The sequence below is a fragment of the Cupriavidus sp. 2SB genome, from assembly GCF_005503625.1.
Lineage (GTDB): Bacteria > Pseudomonadota > Gammaproteobacteria > Burkholderiales > Burkholderiaceae > Cupriavidus.
The window spans coordinates 147,272-166,080 of sequence record NZ_SCMX01000003.1 but is presented as its reverse complement, the minus strand read 5'-3'; the positions used below and the strand labels follow the sequence as shown (position 1 = coordinate 166,080).

The window sequence follows — 18,809 nt, the reverse complement described above, 5'->3', positions numbered from 1 at the left end:
AAGACATACGATGTTATTGGCTCTGGCCCAGTGGCTGCAAAACGATTACAGCTTCCTGCGGGTCGTCAACTATCTGACTTTCCGCGCGGTGATGGCCAACCTCACCGCGCTTGTGATCGGCCTCGGTTTCGGGCCGTGGGTGATTCGTCGCCTCACCGAACTGAAGATCGGCCAGGCCGTGCGCACGATTGGCCCGCAGACGCACCTCGTGAAGGCGGGCACGCCCACGATGGGCGGCGTGCTGGTGCTGATCTCGATCGCCATCTCCACGCTGCTCTGGTGCGACTGGGGCAACCGCTTCATCTGGGTGGTGCTGCTGGTGACGATCGGTTATGGCGCCGTGGGTTGGGTAGATGACTATCGCAAGGTGGTCTATCGCGATCCGCGTGGCATGTCGAGCCGCGAGAAGTTCTTCTGGCAGACGCTGATCGGGCTTGTGGCGGCCGTCTACCTGGCGTTCTCGGTGTCCGAGGCCAGCAACGTGCGCGTCTGGAGCCTGTTCCTGGGCTGGATCGAAGGCGGCATGTTTGCCGACGTGCCGTACAAGACCAACCTGATCGTTCCGTTCTTCAAGGAAATCAGCTACCCGCTGGGCGTCACGGGTTTCATCATCCTGACCTACCTGGTCATCGTGGGATCGAGCAATGCCGTGAACCTGACCGATGGCCTGGACGGCCTGGTCATCATGCCGGTGGTGCTGGTGGGCGGTGGCCTGGGCGTGTTCGCCTATGTGATGGGTAGCTCGGTCTACAGCAAGTACCTGCTGTTCCCGCACATCCCGGGGGCTGGCGAACTGCTGATCTTCTGCTCGGCCATGGCCGGCGCGGGGCTGGCGTTCCTCTGGTTCAACGCGCACCCGGCACGGGTGTTCATGGGTGACGTTGGCGCGCTGGCGCTGGGCGGCGCGCTGGGAACCATCGCCGTGATCGTGCGCCAGGAAATCGTGTTGTTCGTGATGGGCGGGATCTTCGTGGTGGAAACGCTGTCGGTAATGCTGCAGGTCACGTGGTTCAAGTTCACGAAGAAGCGCTATGGCGAAGGCCGGCGCCTGTTCCGCATGGCGCCGCTGCACCACCATTTCGAACTGGGCGGCTGGAAGGAAACGCAGGTGACCGTGCGGTTCTGGATCATCACGATGCTGCTGGTGCTGATCGGGCTGTCGTCGCTGAAGCTGCGCTGAGCGCATTCGTCTCTCTATATAGATAAAGGCAGGAAATCGAAGTGTTTGGCGCGTTGCAAAAACCTCAAGTGCTGGTACTGGGCCTCGGTGAATCGGGGCTGGCCATGGCACGCTGGTGCGGCCTGAACGGCTGCCGCGTGCGCGTGGCCGACACGCGCGAGGCGCCCGCCAACCTGTCCCCGCTGCAATCGGAACTGCCGTCGGCGCAGTTCGTCGGCGGGCAGTTCGCCGAAGCGCTGCTCGACAACATCGGCCTCGTGGCAATCAGCCCGGGGCTGTCGCCGCTGGAGGCGGACACCCGCGCGCTGATCGAGGCCGCGCAGGCGCGTGGCATTCCGGTCTGGGGAGAGATCGAACTGTTCGCGCAGGCGCTCGGTTATCTCGAAGCCACGTCGGGTTACGCTCCGAAGGTGCTGGCGATCACCGGCACCAACGGCAAGACCACGACGACTGCATTGACTGGCCGGCTGGCCGAACGGGCGGGCAAGACCGTCGGCGTGGCCGGCAACATCAGCCCGTCGGCGCTGGACAAGCTCTCGGCATGCATTGCCAGCGCTACGCTGCCTGATGTCTGGGTGCTGGAACTGTCGAGCTTCCAGCTTGAGACCACATATTCCCTGGCGCCCCATGCGGCGACTGTGCTGAACCTCACACAGGATCACCTGGACTGGCACGGCTCGATGGAAGCCTATGTCGCATCCAAGGCGCGCATCTTCGGCCCGGCCGACAAGGGTTGCGTGCAGGTGCTGAATCGCCAGGACAAGCTGACGATGGACATGGCCCGTGCCGGGGCGTCACTGGTGACGTTCGGCACCGACCTGCCCGAAGTGGCTGGCAGCTATGGCGTGCTGCGCGATGGCGGCATGCCGTGGCTGGCCGTGGCCGAGCCCGATCCCGAAGCGGAGAGCGAGCAGAAGCCGCGCCGCCGCAAGAAGGACGAGGTGGCAGAAGCCGCCGTGCCGGTGCGTCACAAGCGCCTGATGCCGGCGGACGCGCTGCACATCCGCGGCATGCACAACGCCACCAATGCCATGGCCGCGCTGGCCCTGTGCCGCGCAATCGACCTGCCGTTGAATGCGCTGCTGCATGGACTGCGCGAGTATCGCGGCGAGCCGCATCGCGTGGAATGGGTGGCGACGATCGACGAAGTCGAATATTTCGACGACAGCAAGGGAACGAACGTGGGTGCCACGGTGGCCGCGCTGAACGGGCTGGACAAGCGCGTGGTGCTGATCGCCGGCGGTGAAGGCAAGGGGCAGGATTTTTCGCCGCTGGCCGCGCCGGTGGCGCAGTACGCGCGGGCGGTGGTGCTGATCGGCAAGGATGCCGGGGCGATCCGCGAGGCACTGGGCACCGGAGCGGAGATCGTCGACGCTGCTTCGCTGGAAGACGCCGTGGAGAAGTCGGCAGCGCTGGCGGAGTCAGGCGATGTCGTGCTGCTGTCACCGGCATGCGCCAGCCTCGACATGTTCCGCAATTACGTCCACCGCGCGCAGGTGTTCCGCGGCGCCGTGGAAGAACTGGCCTTGTCCCGGGGGATCATGCCATGAGCGAGTCGCAGGTCAAGCGCAGCGGATTCATCGGCGCCACCATCGGCAATGCCTGGGGTGGGCTGCGTGACGCGGTCTCGGGCGTCAAGCCGACCCGTTCGCGCATGATGGAGTACGACCAGCCCTTGCTGTGGGTGGCGATCGTGCTGCTGACGTTCGGCCTCGTGATGGTCTATTCGGCGTCGATTGCGCTGCCGGATTCGCCGCGCTACGCCAACTACCGCGAGGTGCATTTCCTGACGCGCCACGCGTTTGCGTTGTTTGTCGGCCTGTCGATGGGGCTCGTGGCATTCCAGATTCCAGTGAAGGTCTGGGACAAGTACGCCCCGAAGCTGTTCCTGATCGCGCTAGCACTGCTGGTGATCGTGCTGGTGCCGTTCGTCGGCAAGGGCGTGAATGGCGCGCGACGCTGGATTCCGCTCGGCGTGATGAACTTCCAGCCCTCCGAATTGATGAAGCTGGCCGTGGTGCTGTACGCCGCCAACTACACGGTGCGCAAGCAGGAGTGGATGCAAACCGTCGCCAAGGGCTTCCTGCCGATGGGCGTGGCCGTGGTGGTGGTGGGCATGCTGCTGCTGCTGGAGCCAGACATGGGCGCGTTCCTTGTGATCGCGGCCGTGGCCATGGGCATTCTGTTCCTGGGTGGTATCAACGGCAAGCTGTTCGCCGGGCTGGTGGGCGTGGCGGTGGGCGCGTTCGGCCTGCTGATCACGGCATCGCCATGGCGGCGCGAACGGATTTTTGCGTACTTGAATCCGTGGGAAGAGAGCAATGCACTGGGCAAGGCATACCAGCTCACGCACTCCCTGATCGCCTTCGGGCGCGGCGAATGGACGGGCGTGGGCCTGGGCGGCAGCATCGAGAAGCTGCACTACCTGCCCGAAGCGCATACCGACTTCATCCTCGCCGTGATTGGCGAGGAGTTCGGCTTCATCGGCGTGCTGGTGATGATTGTGCTTTTCTACTGGCTGGTGCGCCGCTGCTTCAACATCGGCCGCACCGCACTGCAACTCGACCGCACCTTCGCTGGGCTGGTAGCTAAGGGCATGGGCGTGTGGATCGGCTGGCAGACGTTCATCAACATGGGCGTGAACCTGGGCCTGCTGCCGACCAAGGGGCTGACGTTGCCGCTGGTGAGCTACGGCGGCTCGGGCATTTTGATGAACTGCGTGGCGTTGGCGATCGTACTGCGGATCGATTATGAAAATCGAGTGTTGATGCGCGGAGGGAAGGTATGACAGCGCGCACCCTTCTCGTCATGGCTGGCGGCACAGGAGGACACGTGTTCCCCGGGCTGGCGGTCGCGCATGCATTGCGTGACGAGGGCTGGCGCGTGGTCTGGCTGGGTAATCGCACGGGCATGGAAGCCACGCTGGTGCCGAAGCACGACATCCCGATGGAGTTTATCCAGTTCGGCGGACTGCGCGGCAAGGGCCTGGTGACCAAGTTCATGTTGCCGCTGAACCTGCTGCGCGCGTTCTGGCAGAGCATCGGCGCGCTGCGCCGGGTGAAGCCGGATGTGGTGCTCGGCATGGGTGGCTACATCACGTTCCCGGCGGGGATGATGGCGTCGCTGCTGGGTCGGCCGCTGGTGCTGCATGAGCAGAACTCGATTGCCGGGCTGACCAATAAGGTACTGGCTAAGGTGGCCGACCGCGTGCTGTGCGCGTTCCCGGATGCACTGCCGGACAGCGAGTGGACCGGCAACCCCGTGCGCGCGGAACTGGCGACGATCCCGGCGCCGGAGTCGCGCTATGACCACCGCACCGGGCCGCTGCGCATCCTCGTGGTGGGCGGCAGCTTGGGCGCGGCGGCGCTCAATGACGTCGTACCGAAGGCGCTGGTGTTGTTGCCCGAGGCCACCCGGCCCACGGTCAAGCATCAGGCCGGTGCGAAACAGATCGAGCAGTTGCGCGCGAACTACGCGGCAGCGGGCGTGGCCGGCGAGACCGTGCCATTCATCGACGACATGGCGGCGGCGTATGCCGATGCTGACCTGGTCATCTGCCGCGCGGGCGCGATGACGGTTTCGGAAGTAGCGGCTGCCGGAGTGGCCGCGCTGTTCGTACCGTTCCCGCACGCGGTGGACGACCATCAGACCACCAACGCGATGTTCCTGTCGAAGCAGGGCGCCGCGTTACTGGTGCAACAGAACGAACTGGGCGCGGAAGGACTGGCGAAAACCATTGCCAGCCTGACGCGCGAGCAACTGAAAGACATGGCGCGCGCGGCGCGCAGCCTGGCCAAACCTGAGGCAACCCGGCGCGTAGCCGAGATCTGCCGGCAGGCGGCGGGCGAAAAGTGAAACGAATTCCATGAAGCATATCGTCAAGAATATCCACTTCGTAGGCATCGGCGGTGTCGGAATGAGCGGCATCGCGGAGGTCCTGCTGAACCTGGGCTACAAGGTCTCGGGCTCCGACATGGGCAGCAATGCTGCCACGCGGCGCCTGGCCTCGCTCGGCGCACGCGTTTGCCACGGCCATGATGCCGCGAACGTGGAAGGCGCCAACGCCGTGGTGGTATCCACCGCGGTGGCCAATGAAAATCCCGAAGTCCTGGCCGCACGCGCCAAGCGCATCCCGGTGGTGCCGCGGGCGGTGATGCTGGCCGAACTGATGCGCCTGAAGCAGGGCGTGGCCATCGCCGGCACGCACGGGAAGACGACCACGACCAGCCTCGTGGCCTCGGTGCTGGCCGAAGGCGGGCTGGACCCGACGTTCGTGATCGGCGGCCGGCTGAATTCGGCTGGCGCCAACGCGCGGCTGGGCACCGGTGATTTCATCGTGGCCGAGGCCGATGAGTCGGACGCGTCGTTCCTGAACCTGTTCCCGGTGATGGAAGTCATCACCAACATCGACGCCGACCACATGGACACCTACGGGCATGACTTTGCCCGGCTCAAGCAGGCGTTCGTGGAGTTCACGCAGCGACTGCCGTTCTACGGCATCGCCGTGGTATGCGTCGATGATCCGAACGTGCGCGAGATCCTGCCGTTCGTGTCCAAGCCCGTGGTCCGCTACGGCTTTGCCGAGGACGCCCAGATCCGTGCCATCAACGCGCGCGCCGTGGATGGCCAGATGCATTTCACGGTGCTGCGCCAGTTGAACGGCCACGCCGAGCCGCCGCTGGATATCGTGCTGAACCTGCCGGGCGACCACAACGTGCAGAACGCACTGGCCGCCATCGCCATCGCCACCGAACTGGAGGTGCCCGACGCCGCCATCGTCAAGGCGCTGCGCGAGTTCCATGGCGTGGGTCGCCGCTTCCAGCGATATGGTGAAGTGGCGACGCCCGACGGCGTCGGCACGTTCACGCTGGTGGACGACTACGGCCACCACCCGGTGGAAATGGCCGCCACGCTGGCCGCCGCACGCGGCGCGTTCCCGGGCCGCCGGCTGGTGCTGGCCTTCCAGCCGCACCGCTTTACCCGGACGCGCGACTGCTTCGAGGACTTCGTGAAGGTGCTCGGCACCGTGGATGCGCTGCTGCTGGCGGAAGTCTATGCCGCTGGCGAGGCACCGATCGTGGCCGCCGATGGCCGCGCCATGACCCGCGCGTTGCGCGTGGCAAACAAGGTGGAACCCGTTTTTGTGGAACAGATCGAGGATATGTCCCAGTCGATCCTGAATGCCGTGCGACCTGGCGATGTGGTCGTGACAATGGGTGCCGGCTCGATCGGCGCCGTACCGGGACAACTGGTGTCGCACCAGACGGGAGGCCAGCAATGAGTTTCGTGGCCCAACCCAATATCGATCCGAAATCGCTGGGCAAGGTTGGCGTGCTGCTGGGCGGCAAGTCCGCCGAGCGCGAGATCTCGCTGATGTCCGGCAACGGCGTGCTGGCCGCGCTGAAGTCCCGTGGCGTGGACGCGCACGCGTTCGATCCCGCCTTGCAGTCCGTGGCGGAGCTCGCTGCAGCCAAGTTCGACCGCGTCTTCATCGCCCTGCATGGCCGCTACGGCGAGGACGGCACGATGCAGGGCCTGCTCGAACAACTGGGCGTGCCCTACACCGGTAGCGGCGTGCTGGCCTCGGCGCTGGCGATGGACAAGCAGGCGACCAAGCGGCTGTGGATGACCCACGGCCTGGCGACGCCGCGCTTTGCGATGCTGGACGCGAACACAGATTTCGACGCCGTGGTGCGTGACCTGGGCCTGCCGCTGATCGTCAAGCCGGCACGCGAAGGTTCGTCGATCGGCCTGACCAAGGTGACCGCCGCCGACCAGATGCAGGCCGCGTTCCAGAAGGCCGCCGACTTGGATAACGACGTCATCGCCGAGTCCTTCATCGACGGCGCGGAGCTGACTTGCCCGGTCGTGGGCGAGGGCGCGAGCGCCGCGGCGCTGCCAGTTATCAAGATTGTTGCGCCTGAGTCGAACTACGACTATCAAAATAAGTACTTTACTGACGATACCCAATACCTGTGCCCCTCGACTTTGCCTGAAGCGCTGGAGAACGAAGTCCGCGCGCTGGCCGTCGAAGCATTCCGCGTACTGGGTTGCCGAGGCTGGGCCCGCGCGGACGTGATGTTGACGCGCGACGGCAAGCCGTACCTGCTCGAAATGAATACCTCGCCTGGCATGACCGGCCATTCGCTCGTGCCGATGGCGGCGCGCGCGCAGGGCATCAGCTACGAGGATTTCGTGATGCAGGTGCTGGCGATGGCCACGCTGGATCTGCATCCGAACGAGCATTGGAAGCCCGAGTAACCCTGAAACGACAACCCGAAGACCCGACCAACCATGTGGCATAACGCGCGCCTGCTCAACCTGATCGCCTCAGCGCTCTACGCGCTGGTGGCGCTCATGGCGCTTGGCGCGGGGTTGCTGTGGTTGGCGCAGCGGCCCGTGTTCGGCATCACGCATGTGGAGCTGACCTCGATGGAAGGTGGTCAGCTGCGACACGTGAACGCGCCGAGCGTGCGCGCCAACGCGCTGGGCAAGCTGACGGGCAATTTCTTCACGCTGGACCTGAACGCGGCCCGCCAGGCGTTCGAGTCGGTGCCCTGGGTGCGCCACGCCAGCGTACGGCGCGAATGGCCGAACGGGCTGGCGGTGCAGGTGGAAGAGCACGAGGCGCTGGGCACGTGGGGCAGCCCGGACAGCGGCCGGTTGATAAACACCTACGGCGAGGTGTTCGTGGCCAACACGGCCGAGGCCGAAGAGGATGCGCAACTGCTGGCGCTGGATGGCCCGCAGGACAGCGAGGAAGACGTAGTGGAAAAGCTGGAAATCATGCGCGAGTGGTTCCGGCCGATGAAGGCCGAGCCGCTGGCGGTGGCGCTGTCGGGCCGCTACGCGTGGCGCGCGAAGTTGTCCAACGGCATGGTGGTCGAACTCGGCCGCGAGCAGAACGATGAAGACCGCGCTGCCATGGAGGCGCGGGTGAAGCGCTTCGTGGCCTCGTGGCCGCAGTTGACGGAGCAGTGGGGCAAGCAGATCGAGTATGCCGACCTGCGCTACCCCAATGGTTTTGCGATCCGCGCGGCCAGCGTGCGCTTCCTGACCGATGCCCAGGCCGCCGCGGCAGCCAAGGCAGCGGCGAAGGCGGCGGCCACAGGCACGGCGGCGGCGCCCCAGGCGGCTTCGGCCGGTAATACCAATAACAATCCGACGCGACTCAAGAGCAAGAACGCGGAGAAAAGTCGATGAGCAAGGAATACAAGGACCTACTGGTCGGTCTCGACATCGGCACCTCGAAGGTGGCGGCCGTGGTGGCGGAACTGCGCCCCGACGGCAGCTACGAGGTCATCGGGATGGGTCAGTCCGAGTCCAAGGGTCTGAAGAAGGGGGTCGTGGTCAACATCGAAGCCACCGTGCAGTCGATCCAGCGCGCGCTGGAGGAGGCCGAACTGATGGCCGACTGCAAGATTGCCGAGGTGTTCACCGGTATCGCCGGCAGCCATATCCGCAGCTTCAACTCCAGCGGCATGGTGGCGATCAAGGACAAGGAGGTCACGCAGACGGACGTGGCCCGCGTGATCGAAACCGCCAAGGCGGTCAATATCCCGACCGACCAGCAGATCCTGCACATCCTGACGCAGGAATTCATCATCGACGGCCAGGAAGATGTGCGCGAGCCTATCGGGATGAGCGGCATCCGCCTGGAAGTAAAGGTGCATATCGTGACCGGCGCGGTCAGCGCGGCGCAGAACATCGTCAAGTGCGTGCGCCGCTGCGGGCTGGAAGTGCATGACCTGATCCTGCAGCCGCTGGCGTCGAGCCTGGCCGTGCTGACAGAGGACGAGAAGGAACTGGGCGTGGTGCTGGTCGATATCGGCGGCGGCACGACCGACATCGCCATCTTCAGCGAAGGCGCGATCCGCCATACGGCGGTGATTCCCATCGCCGGTGACCAGATCACCAACGACATCGCGATGGCGCTGCGTACGCCGACGCCCGATGCCGAGGATATCAAGATGCAGTACGGCATTGCCAAGCAGGCGATTGCCGATCCGGAAGACATGATCGAAGTGCCTGGTGTTGGCGATCGCGGTACCCGCACGTTGAGCCGGCAGGCGCTGGCGGCGGTCATCGAGCCGCGCATCGAGGAACTCTATTCGCTGGTGCATCAGGTGGTGCGCGAGTCGGGCTACGAGGAACTGCTGTCGTCGGGCGTGGTGATCACCGGCGGCACGGCGATGATGCCGGGCATGGTCGAACTGGGCGAGGACATCTTCCTGAAGCCCGTGCGCGTGGGTGTGCCCGAGTATCGCGGCAACCTGCACGAGGTGGTGAAGAGCCCGCGTTATTCGACCGTGATGGGGCTACTGCAGGAAGGCTGCGTGCAGCGCATGCGCGGGCGCAAGGTGGCGGTGCAGAGCGGACAGGTCAAGCAGGTGTGGACACGCATGAAGGAATGGTTCGTCGGCAACTTCTGAAGCCGTCGCGTGTCAGGAAAGATTCAGTGCCGTGATCCCGAATCGCGGCACGAAGAGCAGGTCAGACGTTTCACCGGCCATATTGGCCAGGCAGTTTTTGATGGTTTCTTGTTCAGGAGCCAAGGGTTGCGGCGGGGAGGCTGCAGCGTTTGGGGACTGATTTTTCTCGGAGGCAGTGATGGACTTTGACATGATCGAAACGGAGATTCAGGACGGCACCATCATCAAGGTGGTGGGCGTGGGCGGTGCGGGCGGCAACGCCGTGCAGCACATGATCAGCCGTGGTGTGCAGGGCGTGGAATTCATCTGCATGAACACGGATGCCCAGGCTCTGAAGCGCTCCAGCGCGTCGCGCGTGCTGCAACTCGGCAATACGGGGCTGGGCGCTGGCGCCAAGCCTGAGGTGGGCCGCAACTGCGCAGAGCAGGCGCGCGAGCAGATCGCCGATTCGCTGCGTGGCGCACACATGGTCTTCATCACTGCCGGCATGGGCGGCGGTACCGGTACCGGTGCCGCGCCGATCGTGGCACAGGTGGCCAAGGAAATGGGCATCCTGACCGTGGGCGTGGTCAGCAAGCCGTTCGACTTCGAAGGCGCCCGCCGCGCCAAGGTGGCCGAACATGGTTCGGGCGAGCTGGAATCGTCGGTGGATTCGCTGATCGTCGTGCTCAACGAAAAGCTCTTCGAAGTCATGGGCGACGACGCCGAGATGGACAAGTGCTTCCAGTGCGCCGATGACGTGCTGCACAACGCTGTGGCTGGCATCGCTGAAATCATCAATGTCGATGGTCTGGTGAACGTCGACTTTGAAGACGTGAAGACGGTGATGGGCGAACAAGGCAAGGCCATGATGGGCACGGCAACCGTGTCTGGCGTGGACCGCGCCCGCCTGGCTGCCGAGCAGGCTGTGGCCAGCCCGCTGCTGGAAGGCGTGGATCTGTCCGGCGCGCGTGGCGTGCTGGTCAACATCACGGCCAGCCGCTCGCTGAAGCTGTCGGAAACCAAGGAAGTCATGAACACGATCCGCAGCTATGCCGCGGAAGATGCGACCGTGATTTTCGGTACGGTGTACGACGACGCGATGGGCGACGCACTGCGCGTGACCGTGGTGGCAACGGGCCTGGGCCGTTCGGCCAAGAAGCAGCAGCCGATGACGCTGCTGAAGACCGGTACGGACAACATGCCGGTGCAGATGATGTCGGGCATGACCGCCGCCACGTCGCACGCGCACGCCGCGCCGGACTACAGCAACCTGGATACGCCCGCCGTGTGGCGCAGCTCGCGTGAGTCCGCATCGGCTCACGTGGCGGCACTGCAGGAAAAGGGTGTGGATACGTACGACATCCCGGCCTTCCTGCGCAAGCAGGCAGACTGAGTTGGGCTCCGGCAGGGCAGCGGTAACAGCCGTACGCCTGGCAGGTGGTCCTTGGTCCTTTACGCGTCGCGCGAGCGCTCCCTATCCGCTCGGCGATTGCCTGGACTGACGCGATACCCGTCAGGGCGCCCGGCTGTGCCGCGCCCGCGCCCCATGTCGTCCATCGCATCCCGTTGCCGGGACAGGCGGGCCATCGGCCGCCTCCCCGGACTCATCTCCCGCCTCCGGCGGCGGGATGTACTCGTCCGCGCGGCGCGTCCAGAAGACGCGCCGCGCGGCGTTTCTATCGCATGTAATGCCTGCCGCACCTGACGTAAAACCGTGCTTGGTCGCGGTGATGTCAGTCTCTATGATGCAGGCAGGGTTTTCACCAAGAGGGCACAATTCCATGATCGCAGTTGGCCAGCGCGTCCCGGACGCAACGCTGTACGAATTCTTCGAAACGGAATCGGGTGGCTGCGCCCTCGGTCCCAACGCTTTCCAGGTGACCGAACTCGTCAAGGGCAAGAAGATCGTGGTGTTCGGCCTACCCGGCGCGTTCACGCCGACCTGCTCGGCCAAGCATGTGCCGGGCTACGTTCAACTGATCGACGATCTGCGTGCCGCAGGCGTGGATGAGGTCTGGTGCCATTCGGTCAACGACGCTTTCGTGATGGGCGCGTGGGGCCGTGAGCAGCACGCCGGCGACAAGGTGCGCATGATGGCCGACGGCGCCGCCCAGTGGGCGAAGGCGCTCGGCCTCGACCAGGACCTGAGCCAGCGTGGTCTGGGTGTCCGGGCGAAGCGCTACGCCATGGTCATCGACGACGGCGCGGTGACGCACCTGTTCGTCGAGGAACCTGGCGCATTCCAGGTCAGCAGCGCTGAAGCGGTGCTTGCAGCGTTGCGCGACTGATACGAAAGCTTTGTCATTAAGTGCCTTATTGGGCGCTTTACTTACATGTCTAACAGGCGGAAACAGTTTGGTGCAGCGCAGTACACCGGTTGGTGGTAGCATCGCCTTATTAGAATTTTCGCCCAATAGCTTTTAATAATAGTTGAGGCCGTCATGCTCAAACAGCGCACTATCAAATCCCTGGTGAAGACGGTTGGCATTGGTTTGCACTCGGGCCGCAAAGTGACGCTGACCTTGAGGCCTGCTCCCGCCGATGCCGGCATCGTTTTCACTCGCGTCGATCTTCCCGAAGCCGTGGAGATTCCCGTGGCGGCGTCCGCTATTGGCGATACTCGCCTGGCGTCGGTATTGCAGAAGGACGGCGCGCGCGTCTCGACGGTCGAGCATCTGATGTCGGCCTGCGCCGGCCTGGGTATCGACAATCTCTATGTGGATGTCGACGCCGAGGAAATCCCGATCATGGATGGCAGCGCCGCATCCTTCGTATTCCTGCTGCAGTCGGCGGGTATTGAAGAGCAGCCCGCCGCCAAGCGTTTCATCCGCGTCAAGAAAGCCGTAGAAGTGCGTGAGGGCGACAAGCTCGCACGTCTGGAACCATTCTTCGGCTTCAAGCTGGCCTTCACCATCGACTTCCGCCATCCGGCCGTCGACAAGACTGGCCAGACTTTCACGATCGATTTCGCCGATACGAGTTACGTCCGTGAAATTGCCCGTGCACGCACGTTTGGATTCGCCCATGAGGTGGAAGCTTTGCGCGAAATGGGCCTGGCCCGTGGCGGCAGCCTGGACAACGCCATCGTGCTGGACGAGCACCGCATGCTCAATAACGAGGAACTGCGTTACGGCGACGAGTTCGTGCGCCACAAGATCCTCGATGCGATCGGTGACCTGTACGTGGTGGGCCATCCGCTGATCGGTTCGTACGTGGCACACAAGTCCGGCCACGGCCTGAACAACCAGCTCCTGCGCGCATTGCTGGCCGATCAGGAAGCCTACGAATTCGTGACGTTCGACAAGATCGAGGAAGCCCCAGTGGCCTTCCTGCCGCAGGCCCAGCCGGCATTTGCCTGACGGCCAGCCCGGTTAAACCGAAAAAAAACCCCGCGTTCGCAAGAGCGCGGGGTTTTTTTCATGCCATTCCTTTTGCTCAGGCTTGCGCAGTCGCCGGCTTGGGACCTGCAATGGCCAGGACGATGCCGAGTGCGACACCGAGCAATGCCGCGAACAGGATCTGCGAATCCGGCGGCAGCAGGAAGGTCAGTCCATGAGCCGGGAGCCAGAAGAGCGGAATCGTCTTCTTGAACACGAATCCCCACTGCGTCTGCCAGTCCATCGCCTTCAGATGTTCTGCGACGGCGATGGGCCGGCACAGCGCGCGCAGCGATCCCTGATGACGGGCGATATGCATGTCCGTAACCTTGTGCGCGGTCATCATGACCGGCGAGAAGATCAGGTTCATCAGGGCGCTGATGGTGAGCGCGCCCGCCAGTTTCAGCATCGAGAATCCGCCGTTCATGGCGGCGACGACGCCATCCAGTCCCAAGTACTCGGCGCAATACGGCGAGCCGATGGCAAAGACCTTGAACGCGATGCTGATGAACAGGCCGAGAATCCCCCACACCACCATCTTCGGCAGAACACCAAAGCGTGCCAGCCGGTAGCCGCCGGTCCGGATGCGCTGCCCGATCACTTCCCCCAGTGTTGCCAGGACACCGAACTTGATGAATGCCATCACCATGCCGTGTTCGGCATTGAAGCCTTTATAGGCGTCGAGCAATGCCGATGAGGCGACAAAGGGCAGCATGATCAGCCCAAGCAGGGCTAGCAGCGCCAGGTCCTGCATTTTCATGAGTGGCTCCCTGTGGTCATATGAAGGCCCGGACTACTTCAGGTAGGCTTCGGTGATGGCGCACCAATAGGCGGCGGCGGGAACCAGGCATTTGTCGTTGAAGTCGTAGCCCGGGTTGTGGACCATGCAGTAGCCCGGCTCGTCACCGGCGCCGATTAGCATGTAGCTGCCATTGGGATTGGCCTCGAGCATGAAGGCAAAGTCTTCGCTGCCCGGCAGTTGCGGCGCGTCGGTGTGCACCCGCTCTGCCCCGAACATGTCGCGCGCTACCCGGGCGGCAAAATCGGTGGCCTCGCTGCCATTGATCAGCACCGGACTGCCGTTGACGTGCATCACTTCGGCGGTAGCGCCGAAACTCTGCGCCTGCATCTGCGCCACTTCTCCGATACGCTTCAGCAGCACCGCGCGGACGGCGGGATTCAGGGAGCGCACACTAAGCTTCATCAGCGCCTTGCTGTTGATGATGTTCGGGGCCTCGCCGGATTGGATACTGCCGATGGTGATCACCGCAGCTTCGAACGGCGAGACACTGCGCGACACGATGGTTTGTAGCGCCGTGCCAATGTGGCAGGCGACGAGCGTGGCGTCGATGGCCTTTTCAGGAATGGCACCGTGCCCGCCCACGCCATGGATTTCGATGTGCAAGGTATCGGACGACGCCATGAATGCGCCTTCGCGGAAATAGAACTCGCACTCCTTGAATCCCGGCATGTTGTGCATGGCGAAAATGGCGTCGCAGGGAAATTCCCTGAACAAGCCATCGTCGACCATGACCTTGCCGCCGTAGAGCAGTTCTTCGGCCGGCTGGAAAATCAGGTGCAAGGTGCCGTCGAAATTTCTGGTTCTGGCGAGATACTCGGCGGCGCATAGAAGAATTGCCGTATGCCCGTCGTGCCCGCAGCCGTGGAATTTCCCTGGAACCGTGCTGCTCCACGCTTTTCCGCTGGTCTCGGCCATCGGCAGGGCGTCCATATCTGCGCGAATGCCGACCCGCTTTTTGCCGCTACCCACCTTCAACGTTCCGACCACGCCGGTCTTGGCCATGCCGCGAGAGACCTCGTAGCCCCAGCCTTTCAGCATTTCTGCTACCAGGTCGCCCGTTCTGGTTTCGGTAAAACCGACCTCCGGGAATTGATGGATCTGGCGCCGGATCTCGATGAAACGATCCGCGCTTTCGGTGATGGCTTGAAGAATGCCCTGATACATGATCGCTCTCCTGATTCCGGCAAAAAGTTAAGGGTTGGCCGGGAAAAGAATGCGGTGATCAGGGAGGCGCTTCCTTGTTCGTGGTCAACCGTCGCCGTTTCAGCGGTGGTCGTTCTGCGGGATAGCGAGATGCGTCAATTCCAGCCTGCTCCAAACGCAGGCGGCAGACTCAGCGGTGGCGTGCCAGCAACGCCTGCACGGCGTCCTTGAGTGGAGAATCCTCGAGATCGCGCGCCAGTGCATCCATGCTGCGCAGACCGAGTTCCGGCAGATTGGCGCCGCGCGGCTTGCGCTCGACCGGCCCAGTGTCCCAGTCGCCACGTCCGACTTCGGGTTGTACGCGTACCCGGATTGCGGTGACCTGGGAGCCACGTTGCTGCAGTCTCGAGAGTAGCGTCGGCACCACTTGGCGGACGCGGGCCGCAGCCGCGCCATGGGCTGCCAGCAGCAGGAGCGTGTGCTCCGCTTGCGGTCCCCGATTGTCGGACTTCACACCGGCCACGGCGATACCGGCCCGCATGCCGGGCGGGAGCAGCCCAAAAACCTCCGCCTCCAGCAGGGCCAGTTGCCGGGCGGTCTGCATCAGCGTGGAGACCGGCCCGGACTTGGCCAGCCAGTCTTGCAGGGGCTTGGCGGCAGGGGTCTGCAGGGCGTGGTGGGTGAACATGCGCATGCGCGCATTCTAGCGCGCAATACCCGGGGAGCACCTATCAGACCCGTGGACGGAACATTGAAGTCACCGCGTCAGTCCCAACCTGCTGGCGTAGTCCGGGACCGGGTTCCGAACTACGCCAGAGCCGTTGTAACTGTGCAGAATCTGCGCTGGCAATACGCCGGGTCAGGACATCGGCACATGATAAACTCGGCGTTTCGCGCCAATCTACTCATTCCTCGCGCTCGGTCGACCTGGTTCCTGCCGGTTGCTCGCGCAGGTGAAAGCACTCGATGATCACGGGCCTTCTCAAGAAAGTCTTCGGCAGCCGCAATGAGCGGCTGATCAAGCAATATCGCCGCACGGTGGCACAGATCAATGCGCTCGAACCGAAGTTCGAGTCGCTGTCGGACGACGAACTGCGTGGCATGACCGAGATCTTCCGGCAGCGCCATGCCGGTGGCGAGTCGCTGGAATCCCTGTTGCCCGAGGCCTTTGCCGTCTGCCGCGAAGCCAGCAAGCGCGTCATGAAGATGCGCCACTTCGACATGCAGATGATCGGTGGCATGGTCCTGAACGACAACAAGATCGCGGAAATGCGCACCGGCGAAGGCAAGACGCTGACCGCCACCCTGGCCGTGTACCTGAATGCGTTGACCGGCAAGGGCGTGCACGTCGTCACCGTGAACGACTACCTGGCCCAGCGCGATGCCGAGTGGATGGGACGCCTGTATAACTTCCTGGGCCTGTCGGTAGGTGTGAACCTGTCGCAGATGCCGCACGATCAGAAGCAGGTGGCGTACAACGCCGACATCACTTACGGCACCAACAACGAATTCGGCTTCGACTACCTGCGCGACAACATGGTCTATGACCCGTCGCAGCGGGTACAGCGGCCGCTGCACTACGCCATCGTCGACGAAGTGGACTCGATCCTGATCGACGAAGCGCGCACGCCGCTGATCATCTCGGGTCAGGCCGAGAACCAGACCGATCTCTACCAGCGCATGAACGGCATTCCCAAGCTGCTGGAGCGCCAGATCGGCGAGGAAAAGTCCGATGGCACGGGCGTGGAAAAACCGGGCGACTACTACGTGGACGAGAAGGGCCATCAGGTCTACCTGACCGAGGCTGGCCACGAAAAGGCGGAGCAGATCCTGGCTGCACAGGGCCTGATCGGCGAGGGCGAATCGCTCTACGCGCCACAGAACATCACGTTGATGCACCACCTGTACGCCGCCCTGCGCGCGCAGAGCCTGTTCCATCGTGACCAGCACTACGTGGTGCAGAACGACGAAGTCATCATCGTCGACGAGTTCACGGGCCGCCTGATGACGGGGCGCCGCTGGTCCGATGGCCTGCACCAGGCCGTGGAAGCCAAGGAAGGCGTGTCGATCCAGCAGGAAAACCAGACGCTGGCGACGATCACGTTCCAGAACTATTTCCGGATGTACGAGAAGCTGGCCGGCATGACCGGCACGGCCGACACCGAAGCTTACGAATTCCAGGAAATCTATGGCCTGGAAGTGGTCGTGATCCCGACCAACCGCCCGGCGCAGCGCCAGGATTTGCAGGACCAGATCTACAAGACGTCGAAGGAACGCTACGACGCGGTGGTGCGCGATATCCGCGACTGCTTCGAGCGCGGCCAGCCGGTGCTGGTGGGCACGACGTCGATCGAAACGTCCGAGTATCTGTCAGACCTGCTGAACAAGGAAAAACTGCCTCACCAGGTGCTGAATGCCAAGCAGCACGAACGTGAGGCCGAGATCGTGGCGCAGGCGGGTCGTCCGAAGATGATTACGATCGCCACGAACATGGCCGGTCGGGGTACGGACATCGTGCTGGGCGGCAACGTCGAAAAGCAGTCAGGGTTCATCGAGGCCGATGCGAGCCTGTCGGACGCCGAGAAGGCGCAGAAGATCGCGCAGCTCAAGGACGAATGGCAATCGCTCCACGAACAGGTCAAGGCTGCTGGCGGCCTGCATATCGTGGGCACCGAGCGCCACGAGTCGCGCCGGATCGACAATCAGTTGCGTGGCCGAGCCGGTCGCCAGGGCGACCCGGGTTCCTCGCGCTTCTACCTGTCGCTGGACGACCAGCTACTGCGCATCTTCGCCGGTGACCGCGTCCGCGCGATCATGGAGCGCCTGAAGATGCCTGAAGGCGAGCCGATCGAAGCCGGTATCGTCACGCGCTCGATCGAATCGGCGCAGCGCAAGGTGGAAGGCCGCAACTTTGACATCCGCAAGCAACTGCTGCAGTACGACGACGTTGCCAACGACCAGCGCAAGGAAATCTACAAGCTGCGTAACGACGTGCTGGAGTCGCAGGACGTTGGCGACATGGTGGCCAACCTGCGCGAGAGCGTGCTCGTGGAACTGTTCCGCGACTACGTGCCGGCCGAGAGCATGGAAGAACAGTGGGATATCGCGGGCCTGGAGCAGCGTTTGCGCGAGGACTGGAACCTCGACGTCCCGCTGGCCAAGACCGTGGAAGCCGCGCAGAGCATCGAGGACGAAGAACTGCTGAACATCGTCCTGAAGACTGCCCGCGAAACGTATGACGCCAAGATTGCCCAGGTGGGACGCGAGTCGTTCGCCGGCTTCGAGCGTTCGGTCATGCTGCAGAGCATCGACACGCACTGGCGCGAGCATCTGGCCGCGCTGGACCACCTGCGCCAGGGTATTCACCTGCGCGGCTACGCTCAGAAGGATCCGAAGCAGGAGTACAAGCGCGAGTCGTTCGAACTGTTCGCCCGCCTGCTGGACGTCATCAAGAGCGAAGTCACGCGCGTGGTGTTCAACGTGCAGATCCAGTCGCCTGAGCAGCTGGAGCAGGCATCGGAGCAGATCGAAGAGGGCTTGTCGCACCTCGAGAACGTGCAGTACAAGCATGACGACTTCGCCGGCAGTGCCGACCCGGTCGAGCAGGCTTCGGCACGCAGCGGGACTGCCATGGCGGCTGCCGCGGCCATGGGGGGCGACGACGTGGCGCTCGCGGGCATGCCCAAGGTTGGCCGTAACGACCCGTGCCCGTGCGGCTCGGGCAAGAAGTTCAAGCAGTGCCACGGCAAGCTGAGCTGAAGCCAGCCGCCGCTGCAGGCGCCGACGCGAAGGAGACTTCGCGCCGCGCTTCGCGATAGAACAAGAACATGCCCGCTTGGACTCGCGTTCAAGCGGGCATGTTCGTCAGATAGACCGAGTAGTCGTAAAAGTCC

The 18,809-nt window shown here is 63.7% G+C and carries 16 protein-coding genes; 12 read left to right on the top strand and 4 right to left on the bottom strand.

What is annotated here, in order from left to right; all coding sequences use genetic code 11:
• Positions 1 to 10 precede the first annotated feature (10 nt).
• Genes mraY through ftsA form a run of 8 tightly spaced genes read left to right on the top strand, consistent with a single transcriptional unit; the run spans position 11 to position 9,612 of the window.
• Positions 11 to 1,180 (top strand): phospho-N-acetylmuramoyl-pentapeptide-transferase, encoded by a 1,170-nt coding sequence (gene mraY, locus FFS21_RS02630; RefSeq protein WP_137923379.1) that lies wholly within the window; start codon positions 11 to 13, stop codon positions 1,178 to 1,180.
• Between the two features lie 41 nt (positions 1,181 to 1,221).
• Entirely contained in the window at positions 1,222 to 2,730 is a 1,509-nt protein-coding gene (murD, locus tag FFS21_RS02625; protein WP_137923378.1) for a UDP-N-acetylmuramoyl-L-alanine--D-glutamate ligase, read from the top strand.
• Positions 2,727 to 3,968 carry a putative lipid II flippase FtsW gene (gene ftsW / locus FFS21_RS02620; protein WP_137923377.1) on the top strand — a complete coding sequence of 414 codons (1,242 nt, stop codon included), beginning with the start codon at positions 2,727 to 2,729 and terminating at the stop codon, positions 3,966 to 3,968. The genes murD and ftsW overlap by 4 nt, the downstream gene beginning before the upstream one ends.
• Positions 3,965 to 5,035 carry an undecaprenyldiphospho-muramoylpentapeptide beta-N-acetylglucosaminyltransferase gene (gene murG, locus FFS21_RS02615; RefSeq protein WP_137923376.1) on the top strand — a complete coding sequence of 357 codons (1,071 nt, stop codon included), beginning with the start codon at positions 3,965 to 3,967 and terminating at the stop codon, positions 5,033 to 5,035. Before ftsW ends, murG begins: the two co-directional genes overlap by 4 nt.
• 10 nt (positions 5,036 to 5,045) lie before the next feature.
• Complete coding sequence (murC, locus tag FFS21_RS02610) at positions 5,046 to 6,461, top strand: UDP-N-acetylmuramate--L-alanine ligase (protein WP_137923375.1); 1,416 nt, start codon at positions 5,046 to 5,048, stop codon at positions 6,459 to 6,461.
• On the top strand, positions 6,458 to 7,441 hold the full coding sequence (locus FFS21_RS02605; RefSeq protein WP_137923374.1) for a D-alanine--D-alanine ligase: 984 nt from the start codon (positions 6,458 to 6,460) through the stop codon (positions 7,439 to 7,441). The genes murC and FFS21_RS02605 overlap by 4 nt, the downstream gene beginning before the upstream one ends.
• 33 nt (positions 7,442 to 7,474) lie before the next feature.
• Positions 7,475 to 8,383 carry a cell division protein FtsQ/DivIB gene (locus tag FFS21_RS02600; RefSeq protein ID WP_137923373.1) on the top strand — a complete coding sequence of 303 codons (909 nt, stop codon included), beginning with the start codon at positions 7,475 to 7,477 and terminating at the stop codon, positions 8,381 to 8,383.
• A complete protein-coding gene (gene ftsA / locus FFS21_RS02595; protein WP_061955279.1) occupies positions 8,380 to 9,612 on the top strand; it encodes a cell division protein FtsA in 1,233 nt (410 codons plus the stop codon). Before FFS21_RS02600 ends, ftsA begins: the two co-directional genes overlap by 4 nt.
• A 12-nt stretch (positions 9,613 to 9,624) precedes the next feature.
• Here ftsA and FFS21_RS02590 read toward each other — a convergent pair whose 3' ends face one another.
• The gene (locus FFS21_RS02590; protein ID WP_137923372.1) at positions 9,625 to 9,804 is read right to left on the bottom strand and encodes a hypothetical protein; all 180 of its coding nucleotides are present in this window, start codon (positions 9,802 to 9,804) and stop codon (positions 9,625 to 9,627) included.
• Here FFS21_RS02590 and ftsZ point away from each other — a divergent pair.
• The 3 genes from ftsZ (at position 9,791) to lpxC (ending at position 12,953) form a co-directional block, all read left to right on the top strand.
• A complete protein-coding gene (ftsZ, locus tag FFS21_RS02585; protein WP_137923371.1) occupies positions 9,791 to 10,987 on the top strand; it encodes a cell division protein FtsZ in 1,197 nt (398 codons plus the stop codon). The genes FFS21_RS02590 and ftsZ overlap by 14 nt on opposite strands.
• Before the next feature lie 388 nt (positions 10,988 to 11,375).
• The gene (locus FFS21_RS02580) at positions 11,376 to 11,882 is read left to right on the top strand and encodes a peroxiredoxin (protein WP_137923370.1); all 507 of its coding nucleotides are present in this window, start codon (positions 11,376 to 11,378) and stop codon (positions 11,880 to 11,882) included.
• 153 nt (positions 11,883 to 12,035) lie between these two features.
• On the top strand, positions 12,036 to 12,953 hold the full coding sequence (gene lpxC, locus FFS21_RS02575; protein ID WP_137923369.1) for a UDP-3-O-acyl-N-acetylglucosamine deacetylase: 918 nt from the start codon (positions 12,036 to 12,038) through the stop codon (positions 12,951 to 12,953).
• 76 nt (positions 12,954 to 13,029) lie between these two features.
• Here lpxC and FFS21_RS02570 read toward each other — a convergent pair whose 3' ends face one another.
• From FFS21_RS02570 to FFS21_RS02560, 3 genes are all read right to left on the bottom strand, one after another.
• The gene (locus FFS21_RS02570; protein WP_137923368.1) at positions 13,030 to 13,731 is read right to left on the bottom strand and encodes a hypothetical protein; all 702 of its coding nucleotides are present in this window, start codon (positions 13,729 to 13,731) and stop codon (positions 13,030 to 13,032) included.
• Between the two features lie 33 nt (positions 13,732 to 13,764).
• Complete coding sequence (locus FFS21_RS02565) at positions 13,765 to 14,937, bottom strand: M20 aminoacylase family protein (protein ID WP_137923367.1); 1,173 nt, start codon at positions 14,935 to 14,937, stop codon at positions 13,765 to 13,767.
• Between the two features lie 169 nt (positions 14,938 to 15,106).
• Positions 15,107 to 15,610: a DciA family protein gene (locus tag FFS21_RS02560; RefSeq protein WP_137923366.1), complete on the bottom strand. Its 504-nt coding sequence runs from the start codon at positions 15,608 to 15,610 to the stop codon at positions 15,107 to 15,109.
• A gap of 272 nt (positions 15,611 to 15,882) precedes the next feature.
• On the opposite strand from FFS21_RS02560, the gene secA reads away from it, so the two are divergent.
• Positions 15,883 to 18,675, top strand: coding sequence for a preprotein translocase subunit SecA (secA, locus tag FFS21_RS02555; RefSeq protein WP_137923365.1), 2,793 nt, complete (start codon positions 15,883 to 15,885; stop codon positions 18,673 to 18,675).
• Positions 18,676 to 18,809 lie beyond the last annotated feature (134 nt).

Excerpts from the sequence above, each read along its gene's own strand:
- mraY (WP_137923379.1), top strand. The coding sequence starts at position 11 with ATGTTATTGGCTCTGGCCCAGTGGCTGCAAAACGATTACAGCTTCCTG.
- ftsW (WP_137923377.1), top strand. The coding sequence starts at position 2,727 with ATGAGCGAGTCGCAGGTCAAGCGCAGCGGATTCATCGGCGCCACCATC.
- murG (WP_137923376.1), top strand. The coding sequence starts at position 3,965 with ATGACAGCGCGCACCCTTCTCGTCATGGCTGGCGGCACAGGAGGACAC.
- murC (WP_137923375.1), top strand. The coding sequence starts at position 5,046 with ATGAAGCATATCGTCAAGAATATCCACTTCGTAGGCATCGGCGGTGTC.
- FFS21_RS02605 (WP_137923374.1), top strand. The coding sequence starts at position 6,458 with ATGAGTTTCGTGGCCCAACCCAATATCGATCCGAAATCGCTGGGCAAG.
- FFS21_RS02600 (WP_137923373.1), top strand. The coding sequence starts at position 7,475 with ATGTGGCATAACGCGCGCCTGCTCAACCTGATCGCCTCAGCGCTCTAC.
- ftsA (WP_061955279.1), top strand. The coding sequence starts at position 8,380 with ATGAGCAAGGAATACAAGGACCTACTGGTCGGTCTCGACATCGGCACC.
- ftsZ (WP_137923371.1), top strand. The coding sequence starts at position 9,791 with ATGGACTTTGACATGATCGAAACGGAGATTCAGGACGGCACCATCATC.
- FFS21_RS02590 (WP_137923372.1), bottom strand. The coding sequence starts at position 9,804 with ATGTCAAAGTCCATCACTGCCTCCGAGAAAAATCAGTCCCCAAACGCT.
- FFS21_RS02580 (WP_137923370.1), top strand. The coding sequence starts at position 11,376 with ATGATCGCAGTTGGCCAGCGCGTCCCGGACGCAACGCTGTACGAATTC.
- lpxC (WP_137923369.1), top strand. The coding sequence starts at position 12,036 with ATGCTCAAACAGCGCACTATCAAATCCCTGGTGAAGACGGTTGGCATT.
- FFS21_RS02570 (WP_137923368.1), bottom strand. The coding sequence starts at position 13,731 with ATGAAAATGCAGGACCTGGCGCTGCTAGCCCTGCTTGGGCTGATCATG.
- FFS21_RS02565 (WP_137923367.1), bottom strand. The coding sequence starts at position 14,937 with ATGTATCAGGGCATTCTTCAAGCCATCACCGAAAGCGCGGATCGTTTC.
- FFS21_RS02560 (WP_137923366.1), bottom strand. The coding sequence starts at position 15,610 with ATGCGCATGTTCACCCACCACGCCCTGCAGACCCCTGCCGCCAAGCCC.
- secA (WP_137923365.1), top strand. The coding sequence starts at position 15,883 with ATGATCACGGGCCTTCTCAAGAAAGTCTTCGGCAGCCGCAATGAGCGG.